Annotated in this window: 6 protein-coding genes, 2 tRNA genes and 3 rRNA genes; 9 read left to right on the top strand and 2 right to left on the bottom strand. The window is 42.7% G+C overall.

What is annotated here, in order from left to right:
• Positions 1-2: 2 nt before the first annotated feature.
• The 9 genes from L0B70_RS04245 to rrf all read left to right on the top strand — a co-directional run bounded on the left by L0B70_RS04245 (position 3) and on the right by rrf (position 10,498).
• Complete coding sequence (locus L0B70_RS04245) at positions 3-572, top strand: biopolymer transporter ExbD (RefSeq protein WP_235143052.1); 570 nt, start codon at positions 3-5, stop codon at positions 570-572.
• A 31-nt stretch (positions 573-603) separates the two neighbouring features.
• The gene (locus L0B70_RS04240; protein WP_235143051.1) at positions 604-1,437 is read left to right on the top strand and encodes an energy transducer TonB; all 834 of its coding nucleotides are present in this window, start codon (positions 604-606) and stop codon (positions 1,435-1,437) included.
• Positions 1,438-1,699: 262 nt separating this feature from the next.
• Positions 1,700-2,572 carry a PstS family phosphate ABC transporter substrate-binding protein gene (locus L0B70_RS04235; protein ID WP_235143050.1) on the top strand — a complete coding sequence of 291 codons (873 nt, stop codon included), beginning with the start codon at positions 1,700-1,702 and terminating at the stop codon, positions 2,570-2,572.
• A gap of 101 nt (positions 2,573-2,673) precedes the next feature.
• Entirely contained in the window at positions 2,674-4,338 is a 1,665-nt protein-coding gene (locus tag L0B70_RS04230) for a hypothetical protein (RefSeq protein WP_235143049.1), read from the top strand.
• Between the two features lie 755 nt (positions 4,339-5,093).
• Positions 5,094-6,610: ribosomal RNA gene (locus L0B70_RS04225) — 16S ribosomal RNA — on the top strand.
• A gap of 218 nt (positions 6,611-6,828) precedes the next feature.
• Positions 6,829-6,902: transfer RNA gene (locus tag L0B70_RS04220), tRNA-Ile, on the top strand.
• A gap of 93 nt (positions 6,903-6,995) precedes the next feature.
• Positions 6,996-7,069 (top strand) — tRNA-Ala (locus L0B70_RS04215).
• A gap of 368 nt (positions 7,070-7,437) precedes the next feature.
• A 23S ribosomal RNA gene (locus L0B70_RS04210) occupies positions 7,438-10,203 on the top strand.
• A 187-nt stretch (positions 10,204-10,390) separates the two neighbouring features.
• Positions 10,391-10,498: ribosomal RNA gene (gene rrf / locus L0B70_RS04205) — 5S ribosomal RNA — on the top strand.
• Together the 16S, 23S and 5S rRNA genes with 2 tRNA genes alongside form the textbook arrangement of a ribosomal RNA operon.
• Positions 10,499-10,679: 181 nt before the next feature.
• On the opposite strand, the gene L0B70_RS04200 is transcribed toward rrf, so the two are convergent.
• Both L0B70_RS04200 and L0B70_RS04195 read right to left on the bottom strand, forming a co-directional pair.
• Complete coding sequence (locus L0B70_RS04200; RefSeq protein ID WP_235143048.1) at positions 10,680-14,567, bottom strand: hypothetical protein; 3,888 nt, start codon at positions 14,565-14,567, stop codon at positions 10,680-10,682.
• Between the two features lie 26 nt (positions 14,568-14,593).
• Entirely contained in the window at positions 14,594-19,471 is a 4,878-nt protein-coding gene (locus tag L0B70_RS04195; RefSeq protein WP_235143047.1) for a hypothetical protein, read from the bottom strand.
• Between the last annotated feature and the right edge of the window lie 126 nt (positions 19,472-19,597).

The following is a 19,597-nucleotide window of genomic DNA, read 5'->3' as shown; positions in this document are numbered from 1 at the left end:
AAATGGCAGAAGTACAAGTAAAAGACAGTGGCGCAAAAGGCGGAAAAGTACGCTCCAAAAAACAGGTGCCCCACGTAGATTTAACACCTATGGTTGATTTGGCGTTTCTTTTGATCACTTTCTTTATGTTAGTGACCACTTTTAACAAACCAAATGTGATGGATTTAGGACTTCCGGCAAAACCGAAAGACAAGCAAGTAGATCCGAAAACAGAAATTGATTTATCAAACTCTATATCATTAATTATAGGGAAAGACAATAGAATTTTTTATCATCAGTTAGACCAAGCAGGATTGAATGATCAGACCTTACAGGAAACAACTTTTGATAGAAATGGAATTACAAAAGTAATTGAGCAGGCAAAAGCCAAAGCAAAAGATCAAACCAAATTTACGGTGATCATTAAGCCTACGGATGATGCTGTATATAAAAATTTCGTAGATATGTTAGATGAAATGGCAATTACCAAAAATGAAATTTATGGTATTACAGAAGTTAAGCCATGGGAATTAGCAATTTATGAGAAAAAAGTAGGAGGTTCTGGTGCTGCACCAGCAACGCCTACTAACTAATAGCAACTTTTAATTATTAAAAGAAAGAATAATGGCAGATGATAACACTTACAAATCAAATCCTACTTTGGACGAGATTGTATTTGAAAATAGAAACAAAGCTTACGGAGCATTTGATTTAAGATCCGGATATCGTTCGATTCTTACTAAGTCATTTCTTTTAGGTACCGTATTATTCATGGTTTTTGCAATTACACCTTTTATCATCATGAAGATAAAGGAGATGAATGCGAAAGATACCACAGAAGTTAATGCTAATTTGATCGAAATTTTACCAGATGAAGTAATTATTGAGGAGCCGGTGGAAGAAGAACCACCTCCACCACCTCCACCGAAAGAAGAGGTACAGGAAGTGATTCAAAACGTAGTTCCAGAACCAGTGAAAGCGCCGAAAGTGGAAACTCCACCGCCGCCAATTTCTAAACAGTTAGAAACAACCACAGGTGTTGTAGCGGTAGAAGGAGTAAAAACTCCTAGTTATTCTCCCCCTCCACCACCTCCTGGACCGAGTAAATCTACAACAGTTGAAGTTAAACCTCAGGTTTCTGAAACTCAGGTTTATACAGAAGTTGAGCAGTTGGCAGAATTTCCGGGCGGAATTAACGCTTTTAGAAGTAAAGTAAACGGTAACTTCGATACGTCTGTAATGGATAGCGACGCCGGTACCGTTAAAACCGAAGTAATATTTGTTGTTGAAAGAGACGGAAGTATTACCGACGTGAAAGCGAATGGTTCTAACAGAGACTTTAATGCAGAAGCGGTAAGAACCGTGAAATCAATTAAGAATAAATGGGCACCTGCAAAAATTAATGGGCAAGCAGTTCGTTACCGATTCAGAATGCCGCTTACAATGCAGTTTGAATAAACTGAACTCATTGATATATTTCTACAAAAGAGAAGCAAATGCTTCTCTTTTTTTAATTTTTTGTATTTTTGCTTTATGATGTTTAACTGGCTATCCTTAATTACAGGAATTTTCTATATCGTTCTGGGCATTGCTGTAATCATATATAAATTTTTCGTAATCTTTTTGGAACCTAACATCGCTTACCCTTTGGGTGGCTTATTAATTCTATATGGGATTTTCAGAATCGGAAGGGCGATATACAGAATTAGACAAAAAAGAGATGAACAATAAAATAAAGTTAGCAATCCTGTGTTTTTTTACAGTAATCTTTTCATGTAAGAAAACAGATAAGGTGATCGATGATCCTCAACAGGGCACCATTACCTTAGCTGCAGACGAATCTTTCCGCAGCGTTTCCGAAGCGCTTACCCAAAGGTACATGGCCCTTAACCCCAAAACTAAAATCAACCTGTTGATTGTAAAGGAAGATTTGGCCTTTTTGGATCTGTTGGAAAATAAAGTTCGCGTAATTGTGATGTCACGCGAATTGAGCACCAAAGAAAAGGAAGCTTTTAAATCTAAAATCGATCTCGATTTGCAGCCGGCGAAATTTGCGGCAGATGCGGTGGTTTTCATTGTGCCGAAGAATTCCCCGCGGGAGTCGATTACAATTGAGGAAATTCAGAAGGAATTACAATCCGACGAAAAGAAAATAATTTTCGATGGTACAAATTCCAGTAATTTAAATTTCGTCGCCCAAAAACTGAAGACAAGTCCCGCCAAACTCAAATTCTCAATCATCAGCGGAAATAAAAATATTGTTCAGGAAATTAATAAATATCCCGATAAGATTGGCGCGATCAGTTTAAATACGATGAGCAGACCTTATGATAAAGAATCGGAAGAGATTCGAAATTCAATAAAAGTACTTCCCGTAGTTTCCGGAACTACCTCGTATGCTCCGAATATAAATAACGTGCGGGAAATGACGTATCCGTTTACAAGGGTTCTTTATTTTCTTACGAACGAAGCCTATTACGGTCTCGGTAACGGATTTATACGGTTTTCCTGTCAGCAATTGGGCCAGATCGTGGTTGAAAAAGAAGGTCTACAGCCTTACAATATATTTAAAAGAGAAGTTCAAATGCGTTAAATTTATATTAAAAAAGGCGCTGAATTAAAGAAGGGTAGTTTTTTGGTATAAAAATTGGGTGCTAGCCAAAGTAAAATATTTAAAAATAATAATCAATTAAAATGAAAGATATAATGAATTTATCAAAAAAAGTTGCTTTAGGTGTTGCAGTAGGATTTTTTTCGAATATGGCATTTGCGCAGACATTGCAGGATGGTGTCGCCAGTGCAGATAGTCACAAATATGCTAAAGCAAAAGAAGTGTTTCAAAGTATGATCGCGAAATCGCCGTCTGCAGAAAACTATTTCTATTTAGGAAACGCTTATCTTACACAATTTGAACCGAATTTCGATTTGGCTCAGGAGAATTTTAATAAAGGTTTAGCTGACGATAAAAAAAGTTATTTAAATAAAATTGGTTTAGCATCTGTTAAACTAGGAAAAGGAGACAAGTCGGCAGTTGCAGAACTTCAGAGCATCGTTAAAGATTCAAGAGATAAAGATGCGGAAGTATTGTACAGAGCTGCAGAAGCCTTAACATTATTTGGTGGTGCTGCTAATGCGGATCTTGCTATTGATTACTTAAACAGAGCTGTAGAAAAATCCCAGCGTGGTGGTACGCCGGCTTATTATTATTATACTTTAGGAGATGCTTACAGATTAAAACTGACAAATAGTCCACAGGTTGCAGGGTCAGCCATGACGGCTTACGATAAGGCTCTTCCAGTCGCAAAAAATAAAGCTTCAGTTTACACCCGAATTGGAACCCTTTGGATGCAGGCTCAGCAATGGCAAAAAGCAAAAGAAAGTATCGATAGAGCGATTGCTTCCGATGCAACATACGCTCCGGCATATAAAGCGAAAGCAGGTTATGATATTAAATATCAACAAAATGCTTTAGCAACGCAGGATTTGGTTAACTATGCGAAATATGCTGATGAAGATCCGGATACACAATTGGAAATCTCCAAACTGTTTTTCACGAATGAAGATTATGCAAATTCAAAAATGTATTTGGATAAAGTTTTCGATAAGGTGAACGATCCAATTAAATACAAGTTACGTGCATATCTATTATACGCAGATCAGGATTATGATAATGCCAAGATGAACATGGATAAATTTATTTCACAGGCGGAAAAATCCCGTGTTCAACCCGCTGATCAAGGATTGCTTGGTGTAATAGCTGCCGGTCTTGCGCAAAAGGAAACTGATCCTGCTAAAAAAGCGGCACTTATGACAGATGCACAGCAAAAAATAGCCATTGCAAAAGCAGCCAAAGATGAGACGTTGAATTGGGATGAAGAACTTATAAAGATCAAAGGCGGTGGCGGAATTACCCAGGCGAAAGTTGACGAGGCAGGTACGACCCCAGAAATCGAAGCTGCAAAAGTTAAAGTAGCTGCAAATCCACAGGATACAAATGCTTTATTTGAATTAGCCAATGCTTACCAACAAGCTAAGAATTACGAAGGAGAAGTTCAAACCTGGAAAAAGATGAGCGGTTTGTTGCCAGATTGGGCGCCATCTTATTATAGTCAGGGAATTGCCTATCAACAGTTGAAAAACTATGATTTGGCAAATATCGCTTTCGAGAAATATGTGACGGTAGTTAATCCGGCAGAGGTTGAAACCAATAAGAAGGCTTTAGCTTATGCTTATTTCAGCATTGCAAATTTTGTAAAAGATACTGACCCTGCAAAAGCCAAGGAATATGTTTCTCGCTCAGTAATGTTTGATCCTACGTCTCCGAATGCAACTAAACTTCAGGAGGAATTAAATAAGTAATTTAAACGTATATTATATAAATCTCACCTTAAGGTGAGATTTTTTTTGTATAAAGATATTGATTTTGGTAAAATGCTTAAATGTTGCTTACTTCGTTTCTATATCGGTCTGCGACAAAGTAAACTTTGATACTTTTTCTTTTTACGGCTTAAAGTTAAACTCATCCAGTTATAAAACCTGCTGTTTTACTCATCTTATCCGTCTTTGAAGGTTCCTTTTTAGCATGTTTTACAAATACAAACTAATTTTTTTTCAACCTATTATCCTGTCAAAGAGTTTCTTAAGCGTTGCATGCAGTTTTATATTGAGAAAACTTCAGAAAAGGCTTGTGGTATTGGTCATGTCGTCTTATCTTTGCCGAACCTTAATAGGTAGCGAAGTAGAGGTAAGAATTGCATAGATGGGAAAGATGGAAAATATATTTTTATTTTTTTGTTTATAAAGCTTGCTAATTAGGAATAAGTTCTTATCTTTGCAATCCCAAATCGAGAGAGGAGGGGAGCGCAGGAGAGGATTTGGATTGGGTGTTATTAGGGATTGGGATTGAGGCTTACAAGAAAAAGTTTCAAATTTCTTTCAAAAACATTTGGTCATAATAAAATTAATACCTACTTTTGCACTCGCAATTCGGAACAAACGACAGAAGAGATTCCGGATATAAAGCGAGAAGCACAGAGATCATTGACATACAAATAACAACCAAAAAGTAAGAAAAAACTAAAGCGTTAATAACTTTGAGTGAGTCAGACAAACATACAATGGAGAGTTTGATCCTGGCTCAGGATGAACGCTAGCGGGAGGCCTAACACATGCAAGCCGAGCGGTATTTGTTCTTCGGAACAGAGAGAGCGGCGTACGGGTGCGTAACACGTGTGCAACCTACCTTTATCAGGGGAATAGCCTTTCGAAAGGAAGATTAATACTCCATAATATATTTGATGGCATCATTAGATATTGAAAACTCCGGTGGATAGAGATGGGCACGCGCAAGATTAGATAGTTGGTGAGGTAACGGCTCACCAAGTCTGTGATCTTTAGGGGTCCTGAGAGGGAGATCCCCCACACTGGTACTGAGACACGGACCAGACTCCTACGGGAGGCAGCAGTGAGGAATATTGGACAATGGGTGAGAGCCTGATCCAGCCATCCCGCGTGAAGGATTAAGGTCCTACGGATTGTAAACTTCTTTTGTACAGGAATAAACCTATTTACGTGTAAATAGCTGAAGGTACTGTACGAATAAGCACCGGCTAACTCCGTGCCAGCAGCCGCGGTAATACGGAGGGTGCAAGCGTTATCCGGATTTATTGGGTTTAAAGGGTCCGCAGGCGGACTGATAAGTCAGTGGTGAAATCTCATAGCTTAACTATGAAACTGCCATTGATACTGTTGGTCTTGAGTAAATTTGAGGTAGCTGGAATAAGTAGTGTAGCGGTGAAATGCATAGATATTACTTAGAACACCAATTGCGAAGGCAGGTTACCAAAATTTAACTGACGCTGAGGGACGAAAGCGTGGGTAGCGAACAGGATTAGATACCCTGGTAGTCCACGCCGTAAACGATGCTAACTCGTTTTTGGATTTTCGGATTCAGAGACCAAGCGAAAGCGATAAGTTAGCCACCTGGGGAGTACGTTCGCAAGAATGAAACTCAAAGGAATTGACGGGGGCCCGCACAAGCGGTGGATTATGTGGTTTAATTCGATGATACGCGAGGAACCTTACCAAGACTTAAATGGGAAATGACAGGTTTAGAAATAGACCCTTCTTCGGACATTTTTCAAGGTGCTGCATGGTTGTCGTCAGCTCGTGCCGTGAGGTGTTAGGTTAAGTCCTGCAACGAGCGCAACCCCTGTCACTAGTTGCTAACATTAAGTTGAGGACTCTAGTGAGACTGCCTACGCAAGTAGTGAGGAAGGTGGGGATGACGTCAAATCATCACGGCCCTTACGTCTTGGGCCACACACGTAATACAATGGCCGGTACAGAGGGCAGCTACACAGCGATGTGATGCGAATCTCGAAAGCCGGTCTCAGTTCGGATTGGAGTCTGCAACTCGACTCTATGAAGCTGGAATCGCTAGTAATCGCGCATCAGCCATGGCGCGGTGAATACGTTCCCGGGCCTTGTACACACCGCCCGTCAAGCCATGGAAGTCTGGGGTACCTGAAGTCGGTGACCGTAAAAGGAGCTGCCTAGGGTAAAACAGGTAACTAGGGCTAAGTCGTAACAAGGTAGCCGTACCGGAAGGTGCGGCTGGAACATCTCATTTTTGAGACTCTTCGTTAGGAGAGTATAAACAAACAACACGATACGCAAGTATCATTGGCTTTACTTAAAGTTAGCTTTAGTTTTTTCTTATTTGGACGGTTGGTATTTAAAAAATATACCCACTAGGATTAGTAATCAGGGAATAGAGATTGAGGATGAAGGAGAGGAAAGATAATATTCACATATTACTTATTACTCATCACCCATTACTCATAAAAGAGTCTCGTAGCTCAGCTGGTTAGAGCGCTACACTGATAATGTAGAGGTCGGCAGTTCGAGCCTGCCCGAGACTACTAATTTAGAGTACAAGAGTAGAAAAGCAGAAGAGTTAAGGAGTAGAAATACCCAAACACTCCACTGCGCACTTACTCAAAGACTCCACTAGCGGGGAATTAGCTCAGTTGGCTAGAGCGCCTGCCTTGCACGCAGGAGGTCAAGGGTTCGACTCCCTTATTCTCCACAAACTATAGCAGTATAGTGAGAAAAGTTGTAGCGATACAGCAAAAAGCTTTAGAAATAAAGCAAGAACAGAAGATATTTATATTTTAAGATTGAAGAATGATGCCAGAGAAGGCAAAGTAAACATAAGAATGTTTATTAAAGAGGAGCGATACCTCGATTATTCACGTATTAGGACTTTAATTTAAAAGTGACGGAAAGAGCCAAAAACAATTTCTGTTTATTAAGGAACTAATAAGAAAAAAGATCATTGACATTAACGATAAGAACATCACAAAGAGAAAACCGCGCACTTTCGGGTGCCGAGTTTTAAAAATATCGTTTAACAGCAATGTTAGACAAAAAATACTGAACTAATTTTATATTAGGAAAGAAATCGTTAAGGGCGTATGGCGGATGCCTAGGCTTTCAGAGGCGAAGAAGGACGCGGTAAGCTGCGAAAAGCTGCGGGGATCGGCACACACGAATTGATCCGCAGATGTCCGAATGGGGCAACCCGGCTGGTTGAAGACCAGTCACTCTATTTATTTAGAGAGCAAACCCGGAGAACTGAAACATCTAAGTACCCGGAGGAAAAGAAATCGAAGAGATTCCGTAAGTAGCGGCGAGCGAAAGCGGATTAGCCCAAAAGTCTTTATATGTTTAGAAGAACGTTCTGGAAAGAACGGCCATAGCGGGTGATAGCCCCGTATTTGAAAGGCATATTTGGATGATAAATGAGTAGGGCGGGACACGTGAAATCCTGTCTGAATATGGGGGGACCATCCTCCAAGGCTAAATACTCCTGAAAGACCGATAGTGAACAAGTACTGTGAAGGAAAGGTGAAAAGCACTTCGAATAGAAGGGTGAAAGAGAACCTGAAACCGTACGCCTACAAGCGGTCGGAGCCCACAAGTTGGGTGACGGCGTGCCTTTTGCATAATGAGCCTACGAGTTAATTTTACTAGCGAGCTTAAGTACTTCAGGTACGGAGGCGGAGCGAAAGCGAGTCTGAATAGGGCGCTTAGTTAGTAGGATTAGACGCGAAACCTTGTGATCTACCCATGGGCAGGTTGAAGCTTTGGTAACACAAAGTGGAGGACCGAACCGGTTGACGTTGAAAAGTCTTCGGATGACTTGTGGGTAGGGGTGAAAGGCCAATCAAACTGGGAGATAGCTCGTACTCCCCGAAATGCATTTAGGTGCAGCGTTGCAATATAGTTTATTAGAGGTAGAGCTACTGATTGGATGCGGGGGTTTCATCACCTACCAATTCCTGACAAACTCCGAATGCTAATAAATGTTCTGCAGCAGTGAGGGCATGGGTGCTAAGGTCCATGTCCGAGAGGGAAAGAACCCGGACCAACAGCTAAGGTCCCCAAATCTATACTAAGTTGAAATAACGCGGTTGAACTGCATTGACAGCTAGGATGTTGGCTTGGAAGCAGCCATTCATTTAAAGAGTGCGTAACAGCTCACTAGTCGAGCGGTTCGGCATGGATAATAATCGGGCATAAGTATAGTACCGAAGCTATGGATTTATAACTTTAGAGTTATATCTGGTAGGGGAGCATTCTGTTTGCACAGAAGCTGGAACGTGAGTTCTGGTGGAGCGTACAGAAAAGAAAATGTAGGCATAAGTAACGATAAAGCGGGCGAGAAACCCGCTCACCGAAAGACTAAGGTTTCCTCAGCCATGCTAATCAGCTGAGGGTTAGTCGGGACCTAACGCGAACCCGAAAGGGGAAGTGGATGGACATAGGGTTAATATTCCCTAACTTGCTCACACTAAAAAGGGGACGGACTGCCGTACTTACTGGAGACTGACGGAATAGTCAAGACCTAGCCTTCGGGCGAAGTTGTTGTAGGGAAAGCGGTTCCAAGAAAAGCCGAAGTGAAGCAACCCGTACCAAAACCGACACAGGTAGTCGAGGAGAGAATCCTAAGGTGCTAGAGTGAATCATGGTTAAGGAACTAGGCAAAATAGTCTCGTAACTTCGGAAGAAGAGACGCCAGCAGCAATGCTGGCCGCAGTGAAGAGGCCCAGGCGACTGTTTATCAAAAACACAGGACTCTGCTAAATCGAAAGATGCTGTATAGGGTCTGACACCTGCCCGGTGCTGGAAGGTTAAGGAAGGTTGTTAGCCGCAAGGCGAAGCAATTAACTGAAGCCCCAGTAAACGGCGGCCGTAACTATAACGGTCCTAAGGTAGCGAAATTCCTTGTCGGGTAAGTTCCGACCTGCACGAATGGTGTAACGATCTGGGCACTGTCTCAACCATGAGCTCTGTGAAATTGTAGTCTCGGTGAAGATGCCGAGTACCCGCAATGGGACGAAAAGACCCTGTGAACCTTTACTATAACTTCGTATTGACTTTGAATAAACAATGTGTAGGATAGGTGGGAGACTTTGAAGCTGGCACGCTAGTGTCGGTGGAGTCAACGTTGAAATACCACCCTTTGTTTATTTGGAGCCTAACTTCTTAACAGAAGGACATTGCGTGGTGGGTAGTTTGACTGGGGTGGTCGCCTCCAAAAGAGTAACGGAGGCTTTCAAAGGTACCCTCAGCACGCTTGGTAACCGTGCGTAGAGTGTAATGGCATAAGGGTGCTTGACTGTGAGACCTACAAGTCGATCAGGTGCGAAAGCAGGACATAGTGATCCGGTGGTTCCGTATGGAAGGGCCATCGCTCATAGGATAAAAGGTACTCCGGGGATAACAGGCTAGTCTCCCCCAAGAGCTCATATCGACGGGGAGGTTCGGCACCTCGATGTCGGCTCGTCACATCCTGGGGCTGGAGAAGGTCCCAAGGGTTGGGCTGTTCGCCCATTAAAGTGGCACGCGAGCTGGGTTCAGAACGTCGTGAGACAGTTCGGTCTCTATCTATTGCGGGCGTTAGATGTTTGAGAGGGCTTGAATCTAGTACGAGAGGACCGATTTGAACAAACCTCTGGTGTATCTGTTGTATTGCCAAGTGCATCGCAGAGTAGCTACGTTTGGAAAGGATAAGCACTGAAAGCATATAAGTGCGAAACCTGCCTCAAGATGAGACATCTTTTAAGGGTCGTTGGAGATGACAACGTTGATAGGCTATAGGTGTAAAGGCAGTAATGTCATAGCCGAGTAGTACTAATTACCCGTAGATTTATAGCTTAATATAGGCACTCCGAAAGTGCAACACGGTCTTCTCTTTGTGAACGTTTTTATCGATTTTTTAAATCAGACATAAGATTTAAAGACAAGAGATAAGAGACTTAAAGTCTATTATCTATCCGTCTATTATCTACACTCGTCTTTTTTAATAATAATATACTGTACAACCTTTTGTACAAAACCAACTTAGGGTGGTTTTAGCAGAGGGGCTCACCTGTTCCCATTCCGAACACAGAAGTTAAGCCCTCTAGCGCCGATGGTACTGCGAAAGCGGGAGAGTAGGTCGCCGCCAGTCTTTTTAAAGCTCATCAATTATTTTGATGAGCTTTTTTTGTATCCGGAAAGCAGAGGTATTAACCTGGATAACAGTAATTCCGGAGCTCAAATATCGATTCCGGTCCTTCCCTTAAGCAGATACTGAATCGAAAAATATGCGGGTCAAAATAACTATAGCTTTATCTCACGTTCCCAAATCTCTAACAATCTTCGCAACAAACCTCCAGTATTTTCGTAAGTTTTGAACTGCGGTAAATCCGGTGTTGTCCCAATAAATCCGTCAGCGGATTTACTTGAGATCTGTTTTGCAGGTAGGCATTAATATAAGAAGATTCGGGAATTTCCCGTTGTTTCTTCCAGTCGAACTGCCAACGGTTATCCATCGGGAAGATCTCCACTGCTATGGCACTCAAATTATTACTTTTAGGTAAACCCAAAGATTCTAATTTTTTGCCGATTTCTTCCAGACCCAGTCGTGCAGTACCATATTTATTTCCACTTTCTTTAATATACAAATCCTGATTGGTTTTAGACCGTTGTGGCTGGTAATACATCGGACCCGAATCGATAAGTATATTTCTGAATGATTTACCATCCGCCTGCATTACCTGTGTATATAAACAGTACCAAAGTGACGTATTTGGTGGAAAGGCAGTAATGTTTTTACCGTTTAATACCGCATTGGAATGTGCAGCAGAAATCTCAATGTATTTCTTAACAAACAGTGGAGATTTTATTTCTGATCTTATGGCAGAACAAATCAGCTCCGGTGCCGGATGCTGAATACCATTTACTTTAAGCGGACGGCCATAACGTCCCTGCGCTGTACTCCAGGCTTCTTTTTTATGTCCTACCCGAATTTCATACGTAAAAAATCCAAACAATTCATCACTGTCTGCGTGCAGACCGTTCGGCAAAGGAAGCAGAAATGTTTTGGAGTCCGTACCATTTTCCGGGATCATTTCCTGCATGACGCCGATTCCCGCAAAATCATTACTCATTCCGGGAATGATCTCTCGAATTTCTTCCGGATTCAAGTTGAATGGTAAATCTTCACTTAAAGATGAAACCAATTCCATATCCATCCGGCAGAGATAGGGATCTGGAGCAGATGCTAATACTCTGCAGAAATAAGTGTCTTCCGGATCAGTTGGCGGACTGTCAAACTCCAGCCAGATATATTTGCTGCGAACCTCGGAAAACTGGTAATTTTCGCGGTCGTAGCCGTACGGGCTCAAAGCCAGCCCTGCAGAAACCAGCTTAGGAATCTGATGCGGAATTATTGTAATTGGCAGATCGATAATCACAGTTTGGATCTCGTCTGCTTCTGTGAGTTCATTTGTAAAGTTTGGTGTTAAGGTATAAGTCACATTAATTTCCCGCGGGAACTCCTTCTGAAATTTCTTTGGATCAATGCTGTCGAAAAATATAATGCGACTTTCCGTGCGGTCCGGGTTATTAAGCATGGTCATATTTGCGACATCTTTCAACTGAATACTCCCAATTTCACCTAAGGTGTCCTCAAATCCCTGCACACTTCTGCGGACGGTAAAGCTGTCGTTCTTCAGTCCCTGCCACGCCCAATCGCGCAGAAGGCTGAAATCTACCGAAATAATCCACCGGTTAAAAAGTTCCTTAACTGAAGAAATTGCGACTGAACCGCTTTCGGGTGCGAGGGAATGCCGCAGCTCATTACTTACGCCAAACTGTACACGTTCTCCTTTCTTACCCTCGACCGTAAGTTCGTGCGCATTCAGGTCCAGGGCTGCTGCTAGTCGCTGAAGTTCTGTCGACGTGTTACTTGGAAAAATTTTTACTTGCTCAAGTTTTCCCTTCGAAACTGAAGAAAGATCCGGCTTTAATTCAGGTTGTAAATAAAAAGCACGTAATCCTCCTTTTATTGGAGATAGAAGGTGGTTTTCTTTTTGGGCTGTTTTAAATGAAGTCAACAGCAGAGGATTTCCTTTAGCCACAAATTCGGCAGCGTAATCGTCGTCCGCAAAATCCAGGAGTGGTACAAAAGTTAATCGCAGGTGCCGGGAAGTGGGCAAAACAAGATCGTTGCTGTTTGGGTCGTCAGTAAAATTGTTTTCAAAATCAATGTTTTCAAAATCACGGTACACAATATTAATTGTAGCTTCCAAATCATAATCTTCTGCAGGCACATTTGCAGGCAGTTTATATTTCTTTTTTTGCCACACGATGTATGGATCACGGCCGCTTTCGGAAAGAACGTTATCCATTTCCAGAGATTTTACTTCAACAATAATTTCAAAGCTGTTGACGTCGGGATCCGGCAAACCGATATTGTATTGGGACCTCTGCGCAGGATCTTCGGGTGTTGCGATCGCTTTGATCTTATCTTTTAGAAGTTGTGCGGCGTCCGTATATTTTCCGGTGTACACCACTCCGGGATAGCCAAGATCCGGTCTTTTAATCCGTAAAATATTTCCCTCTCCCAATATATTTTCCAAAACGCTGGTGTCTTTAACTAGTTCTGAAGGTTGACTTTCATAAAATTCATGGACGTTTAATATATTCAACGGTCCGGCTTTAACGTTCCTGCGGAAATGGACATCGGCAATAGGTTTTTGTCCACCGTTTAAAGGTTCGCTTTCCGGTTTGGGCGAGCCACCCGAAATATCCATGAGCCGCACCCGAAACTGATAATCCCAGCCGTACCGCAGCTGAAGGTGATGGTTTTCATCTTGTGAATACGGGTTAAATGTTTTCTTTGGACTTAGGTTCACCGCGTTTGCCGGATCCAATCCCGGCACGGGAACACGGTCGCTTGAAAGTAAATGTATTTCATCGGCTTCTTTATCCGGAATAACCATTGCATGTCCATTCCAGGCAGCGAAATACATCGGCAGCCAAAAACCTTCTTCCATGGTGTTACCGTGGGAAGACGGGTGAACTTCGGTCGGAAGCTCAAAAGACTGATCTGCTGCCGCGAGGATCTCGCTGTTTTGCATGACGATATCCTGATTTGCACGAACCATATTTTGGGAGAACCATTTCAGATCTCCCAGTTTTCGCACATCTACTTTATATCCGAAAACGCCGAGTGGAGCGTCAATCGGCAATTCGGTGATTTCGTCTTTTTGCCTAAGCTGGCGGTTTCCCCAAATGGTGAGTTGCTCGTCGTCCCAACCTAACCTTAAACCGACATCTTTTACCGGCGGATTACTCGTATCTTTTTCCTGCAGCAGATCCTGATTGACAGGTTGGTTCGCATGCACTATTTTAGCAAAACCATCATTGTAAAGAATGGATTCCTGCATCACCGCATCATATGTTGCGTTGTTATCAGCACTGTCTTTTACGGGAAAAAGAACCGGTGCAAAAAGAATCCGGTCTTCCGTCAACGCCGGAATGCGTGCCGCATAAACCGCCGTCATTACACTACCAAAAGCAGATCCTGCGGCAAATCTCGTAAACAGCCAACCGCCTTTTTTCAAAAGCTCGGCCTCGACCGGAATACTTGCCTTATAAATTAAGCCGGCTTTTTCCGCCAACAAAGGGTTACGCAAGATAAAAGCGATAAGTTTCCCCCACGAAATGTAAGATCGGTCCGTAAGCGCATCGGTGAATTTTTTATCTTTATTTTTAATAATGCACTCATACTCGTCGTCGGTTACGGCGAACCTCGTTCTGGCGCTGGTAAAATTAAAAGAATCGCGATACGTTTGAGGAAGATATTTTTTAATGGCAACATTTTTTAAAGCGAACTGTTCCATTGGTGCTTTTGCACCGCCATCATTATTTAAAGCAGTGTCGTCACTTATTTTCAGCTTGTCATGCTGTTCCATTTGTTGAATGATCTCTTCGATAACCGCCTTTTTATTATTTGGTACAAAGGGAATTTCCGGGGAAAAGGTATCGGTTATTGCTGGAAAAACAGGCAAACCATCCAGTCCGTCGATAATGTTAGTTTCAAACTGAAAATCTGCATCCAGAAAAGACGGAATATTCGCACCGCTCGGTTTCCGCAGATTAATGTTTCTAGGTAACAGTACAATGTTAAAATTAAGTTTTCCCGCTTCATAATTCTGTGGAAAGGTCAGGAGACTATATAAGGGTTCCATGGTATTTAAATTTTGAAAGTTGAATTTTAACTGATTTGTCTTGTTTCTTCCCAGGTTTCCGTGAAGTTGATGTTAATGACGAACGCGATTGAAATGTCAAGGGCAAACGTACATCTGGCAATGCAGTTCGTTGGTCCGTTGCCGATTTTTTTCTGGACCTGTCCGGCAGCTTCTATGGAAATGGTAACTGTAACGATGCCTCCAAAAATTTCTACCCGTCCGCGGAAATAAATAAAGGCACCTACGATGAGTTCGGTGGTATTTATCTTCATATCAATTCCCACCATATAAGTAACTGCCACGGAACCGACAACAGGCAAACCAACAGCGAGCTCGATGCCGAAACCGAATTTAAAGTAAAGCGTAGGTGGCGTTGAAAGATCCGCTGCCACGCCAACTTCTGCGCGGCCCATGGCATAAACGGTTGCGGCCGCCAAACTTACGCACATCACACGGATGTCTGCGCCCAGTTCCAGATATGCACCAACAGAAGGTTTCAGCTGATCGATCGTGTTGGGAATTTTTATTGGCTGATTGAAGTACACGCCCAATTTGAAATACGCATCCAACTTCAATGGTGTTGTAGGCGAGTTGTAATTAATCGGATCAAAAGGAAACTTCACGAGCGGGATTTCCTGATCTGCTTTAAATTTATATTCCCAGCTGTCGGCAGAATTGCTCATGGCGACTTTCAAACCTTTCTTGATGGCTTCCGCAGGTTGTGTAGGATCCAGACTGTTCAAAAACACCAAAATGTCATAAATGGTCTGCAGGGTTTTGTCGAGTTTCAGTTGTGGACCGGTGCCCATATCGATGCCCGCATCTTTTTTCTTATCATTGCTAAAGTTTCCGGAAATGTACATGAGCGGCTTGAAACCCGCCAAGTCAACAGCAACCGTAATATTATGCATTTGGTTTGCCCATTTTTCCAGCGAACCCGTATCCGTAACGTAGTCGATAACTGAATTGTTGGTATTGTTTCCTTCAGAGTCAATCGCGACATATTTTAGATAAATACGGAAAGATTCGCCCTCTTTTCCTACGATATTAAATGTAAAATTGTCCGGAACTTTATAGTTAAAGACTTTCTTTACGCCTTCCGGAAGCAGATTCATGGCAGTTTTTGCTACATCATCGATCTGAATTGCATCGTTGAGATTAGGGAATGGACCCTTCGAATTCATTAGCCGGAAACAGTCTGCCAGCAGCGCTGGGTCGGAGAGGTATTTTTCCGCGTCGGTTTTGTTAAACTCAATTGTTTTTAAAAGTAACTTCTGCGTATCGGTATTTTGCAAAAAACCATAGGTTTTATCAAAAGTCGCGGTGGTGTTTTTTAAGGCATCGGCATAGGCGAGCAGAGTTTTGGTAGTTCCCAGATTGAAGGGATTACCATTTTCTTTCGGCCGCAAACCATCTTTAACCAAACCTACAGAGGTACCTGTTTTCAGATTTTGTACGCTGCCCGAATTTTTTTCTACTTCGACCACACTCCAGCTTCCGTCGGGCGGAAGGATTGGCGAACCTTTAACCGAAGCCACGAAAATGGTGGAGCTTTTATTGTCTCCCTGATACGAGGCGGACATTTCGACGGCATTGGTTTTAAATTTCTGCAGCGTTTTTTCCACTGGAACCAGTGCCTCAATCCGTCCGCTGACGGGATTCTGGCTTTTTTTAATGATATCTTTTAAAACGCCTGATGGTACGGGAACGCCCTGCGGTTTTATCTGCAAATAACCTTTAAATTCTTTCCCGGTAATATTTTCATCGGTGCAGTCCAGATCTACATCACAGTTGAAATAAACCGCTACAAATTCGAAGGCAACTACCTTACCGGCGGCATATTCGCTGACGGTTTGTGTTTTTTCATCTAAATAATAATCACCATCATTTGTTGTATATGTACCGCTTACAACATCGGTATAATCTTCGCGAATATTGTTGACCTTTAATAAACCCTGCACCATACCGGGATAAATATTGTAGGGATTTTTGAAGGGCTGCGCGACGCCGGGCCAGGCGAAACTAAAGTCAAAAAGGCCATCGCTCTGCGCGACCCAGCCACTGTCTTCCCGGAAAATTACAGCATTGTTGTTCCGCAGGAAAGTCACTGTACGCGTCACGCAAATTCCCCAGGGGTAAATGACGCTCACCGCCTGTACGATCTCGTGGGCTGTTCGCCCTTTCAGTATATCAAATTTAGCTTGGGAGATCGACGCAAATTTTACTGCCGGATTTATCCAGTTGCTAAATGTACTTGCGCCATAGCCGGAAAAATCGATGTGCGTAAGTGGTACGCCAAACTTCTTTTGAGGAGTGAAAACGTTATTAAATATATCTGTAACCGTTTTGCCCAGAATGCTGATGCCCAGCTGGTTCTGCAAGGTATTCATCTGTGTTGTCATCCCATATATTTCGGGTGGTACATCTGCAAGTGGTGATTTTTTTGCTGCTATTCTGAACTGCAGGCCGCCACGGTACTCTACATTATTATATTTAAAACCCGGTCTGATGAAATTAAGATGGTCCGAATTGTACATCACCTCATTTTTGTAAGGATATAAGGTGGCAATAGAATATTTACCGTTAGGCAGCGTAAAGAGAACCCTGCCCACGAGATTGTTTCCCTCTCCGTTTTTCAAATTAACACTGAACTGTTTCATGTAATCACGCGGATGAATGCGGACAAGATCCTTGCTGCTTTGGCTGAAAATAGTTGGGATCACGTTGGGCGTTTGATAAAGTATGCCAAGATCCGGCCCCGGAATATCCGGATCTCCCTGATTGATGCCTTTCTGCCGTGGCGTACGATTGTAAACCGGCTCCCAACTAACCTGCGGCAACGTAAGACCGCGCAGAAAGCCCATTGGTGCCTGCAGATAATTTCGGTTAATGGTTACCGCATTCTCGCCGGTAACCGATACTTCATCGCTATAAAGTTTTTGCATTTCCTGTCGGTTATCAAATGCAAGTGCAATTCCCCAATGGTCAGATTCGGTGCTCACATCAAACAGCATGAAACTGTTGATCATCAAAGGATTCTGCTGATTGTAAGCATAGGCTCCGACTGCACTTGGGTTTTGATAATTTTCATTTTCAAGATTGTGGTCCATTACAAAAGTAACTTCCGCCAAAGCAACATCCTCCGTAGTCTGCCATTTCGTGAGCGATTTTAGGGTGCCGTTGATGATTTCCCGCGGTTTAATTTTTGGCAACCGGTTCGATGTGTAGGGATGTGGCAGCGTGGGGAGAAGATTTAAAATGTAAAAGTTCAGCAGCAAAGAACCTTCATAAACCTGATTCGCTTCATTATATTTTCCGTTCAGATAAAGACCGCTTTCTTTGGTTGTGGTGAAATATGCGTTTTGCAAGGCGAACTGATATTTTTTGTAAACAGCATTTAGCTGATTGTTGAATATATTGGTCTGTTGCAGATCTTCGGTAAGCATGTCGTTGTCGATAATCAAAATGCTTCTACCTTCTTTCGTCAGAAGTTTTGCATACAAACTCTTTTTGGATTTCGGATGCACGGGCAGATTTTCTGCACGCAGCGGTTTATCGATCCGAAATTCTGTATCGGTGTACGAGTTCACCCCGTCCGCGAGATCACTTTGCGAGATCAGCTGCATCAATCCATAATTCATGAAGCGGACTTCAAGTTCCATGCGAGCAGTATTTTCTTCGGACTTTTGCCATAGGGTGAGGTAATCCCTCAAAAACGCATAGTCTGCGCTTTCGGCATAAATCGAGAACAACCCATTGAAAATCATCACTCTTGCCGCATTTACACGAATTAACGTGTCCTGATTGCGCAGTCCGTCCCAAGTCGCCTCCAAGCCTTTATCCAAATCCAGGCCCAGCACACCATTAAATTTAACTTCAACAGACTGATTCAACTGAAGCACACGGCTTTGGAGCATCCATAACGACCGCAGAATTTTCGCGTTGCCACTGACTTCATAAAGATCAGATTCACACTTTACGACGGTAAAATCATTTCGGGCGATGGTTAAGCTAAGGCACATATATTTTTTAGCTGCATCCCAACTGAATGTGGAATCTGTACAAGTAAAACTGTATGATGAACCTAATGTTGTAGCGGAAAAACTGTTCATTTCACCCGCCAGCAATCGCCCGGGACCACTTTTAAGTTTGAGATGGTCCGTTGGTTTAAATTCCGAATTCTTTCCGTCCTTGCCAATATCGGTACTGGAGTCGGCCACAAAGGAATTATCAAGATTAAGATCGATGGTTAAAAAAGAATTCGGCAGAATATGAACAGAATTGGAAGCGGGCTGATAGGAACCACCCAGATCGAAACTTCCCGATAAAATGCGGAGACCCACGTAAGTGTCGTTGGGCGCAAGAGGGTCGAGCAAATCTGCACGAATCCAGACATTACCTTTGATCATTGTCAATGTTTTGACCTTCGTATTGATCACTAAAATGCGCGTAAGCTTAATAGGAATTATGAAGGCAGCTCTGGTTTCTGTACCGAAGAAAATTTTAAAATCGTTGATGTACGTATAAAAATTGTAATAGATATCGGTACCGTCGATTGTGCGGAAAGGCCCGAGTCTTTTACTTGGAACCGTAAACATCTGATTGATATTTAAGTCACGGTTCAAACCTGTTTGAAGAAAAAGGTCTGGAGTCTTTTCGACTTCAAATTCCGGAAGCGTTTCTGTCCGCTCTGGGAGCGTGATTTTTCGCTTTTTGAACAAGGCATCAAGACCTTGTTTTGCGGTCGGAATTTTGGAGGCGGCAACGGTAGAAATTGGGGTGCGGGAAATACTGGATTTGTGCAGAGCGGAAATCAGGTCATCCAAATGTTGGGGTTGGTCTTGTTCCGCTGCCCTTAAATCCAAATCCTGCATAAGGTCGAGTGCGGAATCGGGAAGTGGCATCTTGTCGAATTTTGAGGTGGGTAGTTTTTAGTTTTTTTCAGACTTCTTTTTCAGAAGTAATGCATTGCTGCAGACCTGTCTCGCAACCACTGGTGTTAGTTGCCGCGTAATGCATTGGTATATAGG

It is taken from the genome of Kaistella sp. 97-N-M2 (assembly GCF_021513235.1).
Taxonomy (GTDB): Bacteria; Bacteroidota; Bacteroidia; order Flavobacteriales; family Weeksellaceae; genus Kaistella.
The sequence above is the reverse complement of the archived record's forward strand: the minus strand, read 5'-3'. Positions and strand labels throughout refer to the sequence as shown.

What these genes read in the sequence shown, in the direction of transcription:
- L0B70_RS04200 (WP_235143048.1), bottom strand. Translation starts at nt 14,567, where the DNA reads ATGGAACCCTTATATAGTCTCCTGACCTTTCCACAGAATTATGAAGCG.
- L0B70_RS04230 (WP_235143049.1), top strand. Translation starts at nt 2,674, where the DNA reads ATGAAAGATATAATGAATTTATCAAAAAAAGTTGCTTTAGGTGTTGCA.
- L0B70_RS04195 (WP_235143047.1), bottom strand. Translation starts at nt 19,471, where the DNA reads ATGCCACTTCCCGATTCCGCACTCGACCTTATGCAGGATTTGGATTTA.
- L0B70_RS04235 (WP_235143050.1), top strand. Translation starts at nt 1,700, where the DNA reads ATGAACAATAAAATAAAGTTAGCAATCCTGTGTTTTTTTACAGTAATC.
- L0B70_RS04245 (WP_235143052.1), top strand. Translation starts at nt 3, where the DNA reads ATGGCAGAAGTACAAGTAAAAGACAGTGGCGCAAAAGGCGGAAAAGTA.
- L0B70_RS04240 (WP_235143051.1), top strand. Translation starts at nt 604, where the DNA reads ATGGCAGATGATAACACTTACAAATCAAATCCTACTTTGGACGAGATT.